The following is a 13,194-nucleotide window of genomic DNA, read 5'->3' on the forward strand; positions in this document are numbered from 1 at the left end:
CCAGAACGAAGCAGGTTTCATGTCGCAGCCAGGTTCCGCGCCAGACCCCGGATCGGCCTCCCCGGACGGGTCCCGCGCGCGGGAGCTCCACGCCCGCAAGTGGGGGTACGTGCTGAGCGGCTCCGAGGTGATCCCGCTGACCTCGGAGGACCTCGAACGGGAGCTGCGCGGCGAGCTGGACGCGTTGTGCTCGCTCGTGACCGCCGAGCCGTTCGACGTGGCGGCGGCCGAGCGGATCGGGGAACGGGTCGTCGCGCTGGGGTACGTCGGCGAGGAGGGCCTGCGCGGCACCGTCGACGTGCTCGGCGGCGGACTCCCGGCGCTGCCGGGGTTCCGGGCCGCCCACGCGGACCGCGTCGCGAAGGCGATCGGCGCGCTGGCCACCGGGTTCCTGGTCGCGATCCGGCGGGAGGTGCTGGAGCAGCAGGAGCGGTTGCAGCTCTCGCTGCTCAAGGCCGTGCGCGACGCCAAGTGGAACCTCGAGGAGAGCCGGGCGCGGTTCGACGAGGTCGTCACGTCGTCGGCCAGCGGTGTCGTGATCGTCGGCTTGGACGGGCGGCTGCTGCGGGTCAACACCGCCATCTGCGACATGCTCTCCCGCACCGCCGAGGAGTTGACCGGCACGACCCTGTTCGACCTCGTGCACCCCGACACGGTCGGGAAGCTGCGCTCCGCGCTGCGGGCCGTGGTGGAGGGAGGGCGGGACCGCGTCCGGCAGGCGCAGCTGTTACCGCGCGCGAACGGGGACGTCGCCCGGATCTCGCTGACCGCCTCCCTGCTGCGCGACTCCCGCGGCGCGCCGGACCACTTCGTCGTGGTCGTCGAGGACGGCACGGAACTGGCGCTGCTGCAAGGAGAACTCAACCGGCAGGCGCTCAACGACGTGCTCACCGGCCTGCCGAACCGCCAGTTCTTCAGCAGCCACCTGGAAAGCGCGGTCCGGCGGGCCGACCCGGCGCACGGCGTGACGCTGCTGCACCTGGACCTCGACGCGTTCGGCATGGTCCGCGACAGCCTCGGGTGGCGCGCGGGGGACCGGCTGCTGGTGCACGTGGCGCAGCGGCTGACGTCGTTGCTGGCGCTGGAGAAGGCGATGGTCGCCCGGTTCGACGGCGGCGAGTTCGGCGTCCTCGTGGAGAACACGGCGACCACCCCGGACGTCGCCACCATCGCGACCGCCGTCAACCGGGAGTTGGCCGAACCCGTCTACGTCGACGGCCACGGCCTGGCGCTGTCCGCGTCGATCGGCGTGGCACGGGGGTCGTCGCGCGACCAGGACCACGTCGAGCTGCTGCGGGCGGCCGACCAGGCGTTGCGGCGGGCCAAGGTGGCGCGGCGCGGGCAGTGGGTGCTGTTCGACCCCGACCAGGACACGGCCGACCGCGCGACGCACGCGCTCGCCGTCGGCATGCCGGGCGCGTGGGAGCAGGGCGAGTTCGCCGTGCGCTACCGGCCGGTGGCGCGGCTGTCGGACGGCCACCTCGACAGCGCGGAGGCGGTGCTGTCCTGGGACCGGCCGGACGGGCTGGTCGGGCACGAGCGGTGCGTGGAACTGGCCGAGCGGACCGGGTTCGCGCTGCCGTTGGGGGAGTGGCTGCTCGGCACCGCCGCGGGTCAGGTCCGGTGGTGGGGTCGAGGCGCGCCGCCGCTGACCGTGGCCGTGACCGCGCACCAGGCCTCCGACGCGGACCTCGTGTCACGGGTCGTGCGGGTGCTGGACAACACCGGCCTGCGGGCGGACCGCTTGGTGCTGGGCGTGCCCGTCGGGGCGGTGGCGCTGGCCGAGGCGGCGGACAACCTCGGGGTGCTGGCCGAGACGGGCGTGCGGACGGCGTTGGAGGACTTCGGCCTGGGACCGGACGACCTGGCCGCCGCGCTGGACTTCGGCGTCCGGTCGGTCCGCGTGCCGAAGCGCTTGGTGGACTTGAGGAACAGGCAGGGCGCGGCCCACGCGGCCGCCGTGATCCCCGTGCTGCGTGAAGCGGACATCACCGTCGTCGTCGACGGGATCGCCACGGAGGAGCAGGCGGCCTGGTGGCGGGACGCGGGCGCGGACCTGGCGACCGGCCCGCTCTTCGGCCCGGACCGGCTCGCCGTCGACTTCGCCCGCGACTTCCTGGTCGGGAGCTGATCGTCTTCCCGAGGAACCCGCTGTGTTCACAGCGTGTTCAGCCGGTGGCCGTCGGTGTGCGCCAGGGTTCGAGAAGCCCGCTCGATCCCCTGGACGAAGGACTGCCCCTTGCGCACACGAGCCCGCGTCACCGCCGCCCTGACCGCGCTGGCCCTCGGCCTGTCCGGCGCGCCCGCCTGGGCCGCGGCCCAGTCCGCCGTGCGGATCAACGAGGTCGAGTCCAGCGGCGGCAGCCCCGGAGACTGGGTCGAGCTGGTCAACACCGGGACCACCGCGGTCGACGTGTCCGGCTGGATCGTCAGGGACGACGACAACTCGCACTCGTACCGGATCGCCTCCGGCAAGTCGCTCGCCGCGGGAGCGTTCCTGGCGCTGGACGTGGACCCGTCGTTCGGGCTGGGCAGCGCGGACTCGGCGCGGCTGTTCCAGGGCTCCACCCTCGTGGACTCCTACTCGTGGACCTCCCACGCCTCCACCACGTACGGCCGCTGCGCGGACGGCGTTGGCGCGTTCACCACGACGACCGCCCCGACCAAGGGCGCGGCCAACGCCTGCGGCACCGGGCAACCGGGCGGGGGGACGTGGCCGGGCGGCTCGGCGGTCACCATCGCGGACGGCTCCAACGTGTTCGGGGAGAACCTCAGCGGGCTGTCGTTCGAGAGCGCGGGCGTGCTGTGGGCGGTGAACAACGGGCCGGGCAAGCTGTACCGCCTGACGCCCAACGGGTCCACGTGGCGGCCCGACCCGGCTGGCGGCAAGTCGTTGCGCTACGCCAACGGCAGCGGTGACCCCGACGCCGAAGGCGTGGTCTTCACGCCCGACGGGCTGTTCGTGGTGACCGAGCGGGACAACTCCAAGAGCTCGACGAGCCTGCCCAAGGTCCTGCGCTACGACACCTCGGCGACCTCGTCCACGTTGAACGCCACCGCGGAGTGGAACCTGACCGCGGACCTGCCGTCGTTGCCCGCCAACTCCGGGCCCGAGGGCATCTCTTGGATCCCCGACACGTTCCTGACCGCGCACGGCTTCCGCGACGAGCGCACCGGCGCGGCCTACGCCCCGGCGTCCTACCCCGGTCACGGCAGCGGCCTGTTCTTCGTCGGCGTCGAGGCGACCGGCGCGATCCACGCCTACGCCCTCACCCAGTCCGGTGGCGGCTTCACCCGCGTGGCCACTGTCGCCAGCGGGTTCCCCGGCGTGATGGACCTGGAGTTCGAGCCCGCCACCGGGCACCTGTGGGCGGCGTGCGACGACACCTGCCAGGGCCGGACCGCGGTCCTCGACCTCAACGCCCAGGGCAAGTTCGCCGTCACCGCGGTCTACGACCGCCCCACGGGGATGGCGAACTACAACAACGAGGGCTTCGCCATCGCGCCCCAGTCCACCTGCTCGGCCGGTCGCAAGCCGGTGCTGTGGTCCGACGACTCGAACGACGGCGGCCACGCCCTGCGCGCGGGCACGCTGACCTGCACCCCCTGACGGCGTCGGAGGGCCGTGGACCACGGCCCTCCGCTCGCTAGTCCGCGGCGATCCCGCGGGCGCGGAGGTCGTCCCGCAGGGTCTTGCCGAGGAACTCGGAGCCGAGGACGCGGCGGAGGTTCGGCAGCAGCGCCAGGTCGTCGAGCGCGGCGACGTCGAACAGGTCGTCCTCGCCGTCCCAGACCGGCGAGCACTCCGCGTACACCCGGAGCCCGCCGTCCATCACCAGTTCCTCCACGCCCGCGAGGAGGTCGTCGCCGATCTCCAGCGCCTCGAAGTGGTCGCGGGCCTGCGGCAGGACCTGGTAGGCCAGGTCGTTGTCGTAGGCGTACATCCACGGGTCGTTGCCGAGTCCCTTGTCCCGCAGCAGTTCGGCGATGTCGAACCGCGGGGTGAGCGTCCCGTCGACGTACATCAGCTTGTCGACGACGACGAGCTTGAGGTTGAAGTCCTGGAAGTCGGCCATGCCGGGCAACCTAGATCGCCGCGTCCGGGGCGGGCGGCGGGGGTGTCGCCAAGCTCTGGAAGCACGGGCGCAGCAGGTCGACGATCTGCTCGGGCGAGGCCTCGCCGAGGGGTGTGAGGCGCAGCAGGTACCGCTCGGCGATCACGCCGTGGACGATCGCGCTGAGCAGGCTCGCGCGCAGGTCGGCGTCCGGCGTGGGGATCGCCTCGGTGAGCTGGGCGAAGCGGGCCTCCCCGGCGGCCCGGTAGCGGTCGGCGGCGGCGTCGTTCGTGAGCACCGAGCGCAGCACCGCCAGTGAGGCCGCGGGCTCGTCCGTCAGCCGCCTGCCCAACGACGTGAGCAGCGCCTCGGCCACCTCCTCCGACGTGCCCTCGGGCAGTTCGTCGGCCGGGACCTCGGAGGCGCGGGCGAACAGCAGGTCCTTGCTGACGAAGTAGTGCATGACGAGCCCCGCGTCGACCCCGGCGGCCGTCGCCACGGCGCGGATCGTGGTGCGGTCGTAGCCGAGTTCGGCGAAGAGCGCGCGGGCCGCGGCGAGGATGCGCTCCTCGCTCAGGAGGCGCTGCTGCGCCCTGGTGGGTCGGGCGCTCGGTTCGGTCACGTGGTCATTCTACGACCGTTGACCGACGGCCGATTTCGTTCTACGGTCGTTCAATCAACGAGCGTTCAACGAATGGAGTTGTCATGGCCGCCACGTCACGCGAGGTCGTCGACCGGGTCCTGCGAGCGAGCCTGGAGATGGACACCGACACGTTCGTGAACCTGTTCGCCCCGGACGGCTACGTGGAGTGGCCGTATCGACCGGAGGGCGTCCCCGGCCGGCTGGAGGGCCGCGACCGGCTCCGCGCGTTCCTGGACTCGCAGGCGAAGGGCCTCGTCCGGTTCGACGAGTACCGCGACACGGTCGTCCACGAGACCGCGGACCCGGAGGTGGTGATCGTCGAGTACGAGGCGCACGGCACCGTGCTCCCCACCGGTGCGCCCCTGCACCAGACGATCATCGCCGTGATCCGCGTCCGCGACGGCCTGGTCGTCTCCTACCGCGACTACCTCAACCCGCTGGTGCTCGCCGAAACACTGGCGAGCGTGGCCGCCGCAGAAGGCGGAATTCGCTAATCCGCTCGGACCGCGCGCAAGCGGATGAGTGGAAAAGTTTCGCCACTTCGACGAACGGAGTGACGCGTCTGATAAACGACGGGCGTCACGGCCGTTCAGTCCGTATTGGCACTGGCCCGAACCACCCGTCCGGCAGTTCCCGCAGGTCCTCCCACGAGGAGTGCCGCCACGACCGGCCACGGCGCTGCTCGACCGATGACCCGCTTTGTCGGAGCGCCACTCCGTGAACCGTTTTCGGTGGCATTTCCCTGGTGAGGTCGTCTGTCCACTCAGTCGCGAATTCTCGGTGCGGTGGTCGGGACCGTGTCGAAGTCCGGTCGATGGGCTGTTCGGGTCGTCCTGGCGGCGTGGCGAGGGCCGTGTCGGCGTGGGGTGGTGGGGAACCTGCACACTGGTCGGTGATCGGCAGCGACTCGGGAAGGCGGCGGGATGAGCGCAGCGGGCACGGCGCGGCAGCCGCGGGTCGGGTCGCGCCAGCAGGCGGACCTGTTGGCGCTGCTGCGCGACGAGGGCGCCATCTCCAGGGTCGCGCTGGGGGAGCGGGTGGGGTTGCCCCGCGCGAAGCTGACGGCCGAGCTGGGCAAGCTCCTGGACACCGGGCTGGTCGAGGTCGGTGGGCCCGCGGCCAGTCGGGGCGGGCGGCGGTCGTCGTTCGTGCACCTGGCGGACGACCTGCGGCTGCTCGGGGTGGACGTCGGGGCCACGTCGATCACCGTCGCCGTCACCGACGCGCGGTGCGAGGTGTTGGCCCACGTGAGCGAGGAGTGCGCGGTCCGCGAAGGGCCGGTCGTGGTGCTGGGGCGGGTGATCGCGCTGGCCGAGGAGGTGCTGGCCGAGGCTCCCGGCCGGTTGATCGGCGCGGGGATCGGGCTGCCGGGACCGGTGAGCTTCCGCGACGGGATGCCGGTCGCGCCGCCGATCATGCCGGGCTGGGACCGGTACCCGGTGCGCGACGAGCTGGCGGGCAAGTGGGGCTGCCCGGTGACGGTCGACAACGACGTGAACGTGATGGCGCTGGGGGAGCGGCACGCCGGGGTCGCGCGGTCCATCGAGGACCTGATCTTCGTGAAGGTCGGCACGGGCATCGGCTGCGGCATCGTGCTCGGCGGCCAGGTGTACCGGGGGGTCGCGGGCACGGCCGGGGACATCGGCCACATCCGGCTGGACGACTTCGGGCCCGCGTGCGCGTGCGGCGAGGTCGGGTGCCTGGAGGCGTACTTCGGCGGCGCGGCGCTGGCCCGCGAGGGGTTGACGCTCGCCCGCAGCGGGCGGTCGGAGCTGCTCGCCGCCGCCCTGCACGACCGCGGCCGGGTGACCGCCGAGGACGTGGGCCTGGCGGCCAACTCCGGCGACTTCGCCGCCGCCAGCCTGGTGCGCGAGGGCGGCAGGCGGCTCGGCCACGTCGTCGCCTCGCTGGTGAGCTTCCTCAACCCCGGCATGGTCGTGATCGGCGGCGGCGTGTCCCGGCTCGGGCACTCGCTGCTGGCCGAGGTCCGCGGCGCGGTCTACCGCCGCTCGCTGCCCCTCGCGACGGGCAACCTGCCGATCGTGCTGTCCGAGCTGGGCGACTTGGCGGGTGTCACAGGTGCCGCCTGGTCGGCCACCGATCGAGCCTTCTCCACGGTCGTCTGACCCTCCCGCACCGGGGGCGTGCGACGGATCCGGTTGTCTGACAACGTTGTCAGCCACGCCTTGTTGCCGCCAAGTTTCGCGTCACAGCGACCGACTTTTGTCGTGATCTGACGAAAGTCCCCCTTACTTCTTGCTCTGGATGGCGTATTGCGTCCGATATGCGCGGTAGTTCAGGCTCTTTTGTGAGCTGAGACACCGACTTTTGATCGGCTCCTCAACGAAGTGGAGCGTCCGTGCTGCGCACTCCCGGCCCGGCGGACCGAACCGGTCTGCGCCGAGCGAACCTGGCCCTGCTCGTGCGGACGCTGCGCGACCACGGCCAGATCTCCCGTGCGCAGCTCGCCGTGCGGTCCGGGCTCTCCAAGGCGACCGTCTCCTCGCTCGTGGGCGACCTGGCGCGCCGCGGTCTCGTCCGCGCCGCAGGCACCGCCGCCCGCGGCCAGGGCCGTCCCGGCGAGCTGGTCGAACTCCGGCCCGCCACGGCCTGCGGGGTCGGCCTGGACCTGCACGTGGAGCACGTGGGCGCGACCGTCGTCGACCTCACCGGCCAGGTGCTGCTCCGCAGCCGGATCGCCTGCGACGTCCCCGCCGCCGGGCCGGACCACGTGCTGGACCTCCTCGCGGAGGTCCTGACCGGCGTGCTCGACGACGTGCGGGCGCGCGGCGGGTGGGGCACGGGGGCCACGGTCGCGGTGCCGGGGCTGGTCGACACCGACGGCGCGGTGGTGCGGCTCGCCCCGCAGCTGCGGTGGCGCGAGGTGGCCCTGCGCGACGGGCTGGCCGCCCGCACCGGCCTCGACCTGGACTTCTTCGGCGCGGACAACGACGCCAACCTCGCCGCCGTCGCCGAGCACCACGCGGGCGCGGCGGTCGGGCTCGACGACTTCGTCTACCTCACCGGCGACCACGGCGTCGGCGCGGGCGCGTTCTCCCGCGGCGAGCTGGTGCGCGGCCACCTCGGCTACGCGGGCGAGGTCGGCCACATGGAGCTGGACCCGCTGGGCCCGTGGTGCTCGTGCGGGCGGCGCGGCTGCTGGGAGACCCGCGTGGGCCTCGGCGCGCTGCTGCACGCCTGCGCCAGCCCCGACGACCCGGTCCACGACCCGGCGCTCGACCCGGACGCCCGGATGGCGCTGGTCCGGGCGCGGGCCGAGAGCGGCGACCGGCGCACCCTCGACGCGCTGCACCAGATCGGCGCGGCCCTCGGCACGGGCGTCGCGGTGCTGGTCAACGTGCTCAACCCGGCCGCCGTGGTGCTGGGCGGCTACTTCGCCGCCCTGCCCGAGTGGCTGGTCGAGCCGGTGCGCGCGGAGGTCGCCGCGCACGTCCTCGCCGAGGGCGCGGGCGGCGCGACGGTCGTCGCGTCCCGGCTGGGGTTCGAGGCCCCGGCCACCGGCGGCGCGGTGCACGCGCTCCGCCACGTCCTGGACGACCCGGCCGTCGTGCCTGTCACCGAGCAAGCCGAGCACGTCGAGCACGTCGAGAACACGGAAGGAGTGGTCGCGCGATGACCGCCGACGACCAGCCGCTGCTGCGGATGACCGGCATCGTCAAGGAGTTCCCCGGTGTCCGCGCCCTCGACGGTGTCGAGCTGAGCGTGCTGCCGGGCGAGGTGCACTGCCTGCTCGGCCAGAACGGCGCGGGCAAGTCCACGTTGATCAAGGTCCTCTCGGGGGCGCACCGGCCCGACCACGGCGAGATCCTGTGGCGGGGCGAGCCCGCGTCGCTGCCGTCGCCGGTGGCGGCGCTGCGCCTGGGGATCGCGACGATGTACCAGGAGCTGGACCTCGTGCCGGGGCTCTCGGTCGCGGAGAACGTGTTCCTCGGCCACGAGCGGTCGCGGTTCGGGTTCAGCCGCCGGGGCGCGGCGCGCGCCGAGGCGTCCGCGCTGATGCGCAGGCTGGGCCACCCGGAGATCCGGCCCGAGCGGGAGGTCGGCCTGCTGTCGGCGGCCGGGCAGCAGCTCGTGTCGATGGCGCGGGCGCTCGCCCACGACGCGCGGCTCATCGTCATGGACGAGCCGACTGCCGCGCTGGCGTCCGACGAGGTGGACAACCTGTTCCGCATCGTCGGCGAGCTGGCCGCCGACGGCGTGTCCGTCGTCTACATCTCGCACCGGCTGGAGGAGATCCGCCGGATCGGCAGCCGGGTCACGGTCCTCAAGGACGGCCGCACGGTCGCCTCCGGGCTGGCCGCGGACACGCCCACGTCCGAGCTGGTGAACCTGATGTCCGGGCGCCAGGTGAACACCGTGTTCCCGGTCCGCGAGGTGTCCACGGCCGACGAGCGGGTCGAGGTGCTCAAGGTCGAGGGGCTGACCAGGGCGGGGGAGTTCGCCGACGTCAGCTTCACCGTGCACGCGGGGGAGGTGCTGGGCATCGCCGGGCTCGTCGGCGCGGGCCGCAGCGAGATCCTGGAGACCGTGTTCGGTGCGCGCAAGCCCGACTCCGGCACGGTGAGCGTCGACGGGGTGCGGCTCAAGCCGGGCAGCGTCTCCGCCGCCGTGAAGGCCGGGATCGGGCTGGCCCCCGAGGAGCGCAAGAGCCAGGGCCTGCTGCTCCAGCTCCCCGTCGCGCACAACGTGACGCTGGCCAGCCTCGGCGCGTACAGCACGGCCGGGTTCACCGACCGGGGCCGGGAGATGACCGACTCGCGCGCGGTGCTGGAGAAGCTGGAGCTGCGGCCCGCCGACCCCCGCCGCCTCGTGGGCACGTTCTCCGGCGGCAACCAGCAGAAGGCCGTCGTCGCGCGCTGGCTGGTGCGCGGCTGCCGGGTGCTGCTGCTCGACGAGCCCACCCGCGGCGTGGACGTCGGCGCGCGCGCCGAGCTGTACCGGCTGGTGCACGAACTGGCCGCCGACGGGGTGGCCGTGGTCCTGGTGTCCAGCGAGGTCCCCGAGGTACTCGGCCTCGCCGACCGGGTCCTCGTGCTGCGCGAGGGCGAGGTGCTCGCCGACCGCCCCGCCGCCGAGCTGACCGAGGCGGCCGTGCTCGACATCGTCATGGAAGGCAGCGCCGCGACGGAACTCGCGGGCGTCGTTGAGGAGGTTTCGTCGTGACCGGCAAGTCCTCGACCCCGGTGCTCGCCACCGGAGACCAGACCGGGCCGCCGCCCGAACGGGAGCGGCCGAGCCGCGGCGGGTTCACCGTGGACGTGCGCCTCGCCGGGCTCGTGGGCGTGCTGGTCCTGCTGTGCCTGGTCGGCTACCTCACCCGCCCCGACGGCTTCCTGACCGAGGCCAACATCTCCACGATGCTGCGGCTCGCCGCGGCCATCGGCGTGGTGAGCGTCGGCATGACGTTCGTGATCATCAGCGGCGGCATCGACCTGTCCGTCGGGTCGATCGTGGCGCTGAGCAGCGTGTGGATGACCACCGTCGCGACCCAGTCCTACGGGCCCGTGGTGATGGTGCTGTGCGGGCTGCTGGTCGGCCTGTGCTGCGGTCTGGTCAACGGGGTGCTGATCTCCTACGGCAAGATCGTGCCGTTCATCGCCACCCTCGCCATGTACGCCTCGGCGCGCGGCCTGGCCGAGCGGCTGTCCGGGCGGCGCACGCAGGTCGTGTCCGAGACGGGCTTCACCACGTTCTTCCGCGGCGACTTCCTCGGCATCCCGGTGCTGATCTGGATGCTGGCGCTGGTGTTCGCGGTCGGCTGGGTCCTGCTCAACCGCACGAACTTCGGCCGCCGCACGTTCGCCGTCGGCGGCAACGCCGAGGCCGCCCGGCTGGCGGGCATCGACGTCAAGCGGCACACGGCGCTGGTCTACGGCATCGCGGGCCTGTGCTGCGGCATCGCCGCGGTGATGGTCGTCGCCCGCACCACGTCCGGCGCCTCCACCAACGGCCTGTTCTACGAGCTGGACGCCATCGCCGCCGTCGTCATCGGCGGCACGCTGCTCACCGGCGGCCGGGGCAGCCTCATCGGCACGCTCGTCGGCGTCCTGATCTTCACGGTGCTCAACAGCATCTTCACCCAGAACAACCTCGACACCGACATCCAGAACATCGCCAAGGGCGTGATCATCGTCGCCGCCGTGCTCCTGCAGAGCACCCGGCTGCGCCGCCGCGTCCGAAAAACCTGACCGTCCCCCGACACCCCCCCCGTTCCAGAGCCACACCCGACACCGCTGGAGTTCGCCATGCCTTCACTCGACCGCCGCCGCTTCCTGTGGGGCACCACCGCGCTCGGCGCCACCGCCGTGCTCGCCGGTTGCACGTCAAACGAGTCGGCGAAAGCCGGCGCGACCAACGCCGTCGCCGGGTCCTCGGGGGAGAACAGCCAGCCCGGCAAGGCCGTCACGATCGGCTTCTCCGCGCCTGCCGCCGACCACGGCTGGATGGCGGCCATGACGAAGAACGCCAAGGCGCAGGCGGGGCAGTTCTCCGACGTGACGCTGAAGGCCACCGAGGGCACCAACGACGTCAACCAGCAGATCGGCCAGGTCGAGACGCTGATCAACGACAAGGTCGACGTGCTGGTGATCCTGCCGTTCGACGGCAAGGCGCTCACCGAGGTCGGCAGGCAGGCTACCGACGCGGGCATCCCGGTGGTCAACGTGGACCGGATCTTCGACACGCCGCTGGCCTACCGGGCGTGGATCGGCGGCGACAACTACCGGATGGGCGTCAACGCGGGCAACTACATCGCCGCCCAGATGAAGTCCAAGAACATCTCCAGCCCGGTGATCGGCGAGGTCGCCGGCATCGACTCGTTGCCGCTGACCCAGGAGCGCAGCAAGGGCTTCAAGGACGCGCTGGCCCGCGCCGGCTTCACGGTCGGCCCTCGGGTGTCCGCCCAGTTCACCCCGGAGTCCGGCGAGCAGCAGACCGCGAACCTGCTCCAGGGCGCGAGCAAGCTCGACGCGCTGTGGAACCACGACGACGACCAGGGCATCGGCGTCCTCGCGGCGATCGACGGCGCGGGCCGCAAGGATTTCATCATGGTCGGCGGCGCGGGCTCGCGGAACATGATGGACCTGATCAAGGCCGACAGCGGCGTGGTCAAGGCGACGGTGCTCTACAGCCCGTCGATGGCCTCGTCCGCCATCGCGCTCGCCCGGATGCTCGGCCAGGCCAAGGGCATCGGCGACCTCGCCGAGCACGAGATCCCGGCGCTCATCACGACCTACTCCGCCGTCGTGAGCAAGGAGAACGTGGACTCCTACCTCGACGTCGGCTTCGACTCCTGACCGGGTCCCGGTGCCGCAGCGCGGCGGCGCCGGGGCCTTCCGGGCCGTGGTGGGACACAGGATCGACGAAAGGCCAGGACGGATGAACCAGGAGATCGGCGTCGGGATGGTGGGGCACGCGTTCATGGGCGCGGTGCACTCGCAGGCCTGGCGCAACGCGCACCGCTTCTTCGACCTGCCGCTGACGCCGAGGCTGTCGGTGCTCGGCGGCCGGGACGAGGCCCGCACGCGGGCCGCGGCGGACAAGTACGGGTGGGCCGCGGTCGAGACCGACTGGACCGAGCTGGTCCGGCGGGACGACGTGCAGGTGGTCGACATCTGCACCCCCGGCGACACGCACTGCGACATCGCGGTGGCGGCGCTGGAGGCGGGCAAGCACGTGCTGTGCGAGAAGCCGCTGGCGAACTCGGTCGCGGAGGCGGAGAAGATGGTCGCCGCCGCGGAGGCCGCCGCGGCTCGCGGGGTGCGGTCGATGGTGGCGTTCAACTACCGCCGGGTGCCCGCGCTGGCGTACGCCCGCAAGCTCGTCGCGGCGGGCCGCCTCGGCGAGATCCGGCACGTCCGGGCCGTGTACCTCCAGGACTGGCTGTCCGACCCGGCCTCGCCGCTGACCTGGCGGCTGGACCGGGAGAAGGCGGGGTCCGGCGCGCTCGGCGACCTCGGCGCGCACATCGTGGACGCCGCGCAGTTCGTCACCGGCCACACCATCACCGGCGTGTCGGCCCTGACCGAGACCTTCACCAAGTCCCGTCCGGACGGGGCCGGGGGCACGGGCGACGTCACGGTCGATGACACGGCGCTGTTCCTGGCCCGCTTCGACAGCGGCGCGGTCGGCAGCTTCGAGGCCACCCGCTACGCGCTCGGCCGCAAGAACGCGATGCGGCTGGAGGTCAACGGCTCCCGCGGCAGCCTGGCGTTCGACTTCGAGTCCATGAACGAGCTCCAGTTCTTCGACGGCGACGCCCCCGGCCCGGAGTCCGGCTTCCGCCGGGTCCTGGTCACCGAGGCCGACCACCCCTACGTCGGCGCGTGGTGGCCGCCCGGCCACCTCCTCGGCTACGAGCACACCTTCGTCCACGAGGTCGTCGACCTGGTGACCGCCATCGCCACCGGAGCGGATCCGGCTCCGACCTTCGCCGACGGGCTCCGGGTCCAGCGGGTCCTCGCGGCCGTGGAGGAC

General features: G+C 72.7%; 11 protein-coding genes. 9 read left to right on the forward strand and 2 right to left on the reverse strand.

Features of this window, described 5'->3' with window-relative positions:
- Window positions 1-19 precede the first annotated feature (19 nt).
- A complete protein-coding gene (locus tag ACFWW9_RS19865; protein WP_390379534.1) occupies window positions 20-2,131 on the forward strand; it encodes a putative bifunctional diguanylate cyclase/phosphodiesterase in 2,112 nt (703 codons plus the stop codon).
- A 108-nt stretch (window positions 2,132-2,239) separates the two neighbouring features.
- Window positions 2,240-3,610 carry a lamin tail domain-containing protein gene (locus tag ACFWW9_RS19870; RefSeq protein ID WP_390379536.1) on the forward strand — a complete coding sequence of 457 codons (1,371 nt, stop codon included), beginning with the start codon at window positions 2,240-2,242 and terminating at the stop codon, window positions 3,608-3,610.
- A 37-nt stretch (window positions 3,611-3,647) separates the two neighbouring features.
- Here ACFWW9_RS19870 and ACFWW9_RS19875 read toward each other — a convergent pair whose 3' ends face one another.
- Window positions 3,648-4,076: a DUF6892 domain-containing protein gene (locus ACFWW9_RS19875; protein WP_390379538.1), complete on the reverse strand. Its 429-nt coding sequence runs from the start codon at window positions 4,074-4,076 to the stop codon at window positions 3,648-3,650.
- Between the two features lie 10 nt (window positions 4,077-4,086).
- A complete protein-coding gene (locus tag ACFWW9_RS19880) occupies window positions 4,087-4,677 on the reverse strand; it encodes a TetR/AcrR family transcriptional regulator (RefSeq protein WP_390379540.1) in 591 nt (196 codons plus the stop codon).
- Between the two features lie 83 nt (window positions 4,678-4,760).
- Between ACFWW9_RS19880 and ACFWW9_RS19885 the strand changes: the two genes are divergently transcribed.
- The 7 genes from ACFWW9_RS19885 to ACFWW9_RS19915 form a co-directional block, all read left to right on the forward strand.
- Entirely contained in the window at window positions 4,761-5,192 is a 432-nt protein-coding gene (locus ACFWW9_RS19885) for a nuclear transport factor 2 family protein (RefSeq protein ID WP_390379543.1), read from the forward strand.
- A 429-nt stretch (window positions 5,193-5,621) separates the two neighbouring features.
- Window positions 5,622-6,824, forward strand: a complete 1,203-nt coding sequence (locus tag ACFWW9_RS19890; protein ID WP_390379546.1) for an ROK family protein — start codon at window positions 5,622-5,624, stop codon at window positions 6,822-6,824.
- 233 nt (window positions 6,825-7,057) lie between these two features.
- Window positions 7,058-8,335: an ROK family protein gene (locus ACFWW9_RS19895; protein ID WP_390379549.1), complete on the forward strand. Its 1,278-nt coding sequence runs from the start codon at window positions 7,058-7,060 to the stop codon at window positions 8,333-8,335.
- Window positions 8,332-9,882: a sugar ABC transporter ATP-binding protein gene (locus tag ACFWW9_RS19900; RefSeq protein ID WP_390379551.1), complete on the forward strand. Its 1,551-nt coding sequence runs from the start codon at window positions 8,332-8,334 to the stop codon at window positions 9,880-9,882. The genes ACFWW9_RS19895 and ACFWW9_RS19900 overlap by 4 nt, the downstream gene beginning before the upstream one ends.
- A gap of 89 nt (window positions 9,883-9,971) precedes the next feature.
- Window positions 9,972-10,907, forward strand: a complete 936-nt coding sequence (locus ACFWW9_RS19905; protein WP_390379562.1) for an ABC transporter permease — start codon at window positions 9,972-9,974, stop codon at window positions 10,905-10,907.
- 57 nt (window positions 10,908-10,964) lie between these two features.
- Window positions 10,965-12,014, forward strand: coding sequence for a substrate-binding domain-containing protein (locus ACFWW9_RS19910; RefSeq protein WP_390379553.1), 1,050 nt, complete (start codon window positions 10,965-10,967; stop codon window positions 12,012-12,014).
- Window positions 12,015-12,096: 82 nt separating this feature from the next.
- Window positions 12,097-13,194, forward strand: a 1,098-nt coding sequence (locus ACFWW9_RS19915) for a Gfo/Idh/MocA family protein (protein WP_390379556.1), incomplete at its 3' end; no start/stop codon positions are given.

It is taken from the genome of Umezawaea sp. NPDC059074 (assembly GCF_042738955.1).
Classification (GTDB): Bacteria; Actinomycetota; Actinomycetes; order Mycobacteriales; family Pseudonocardiaceae; genus Umezawaea.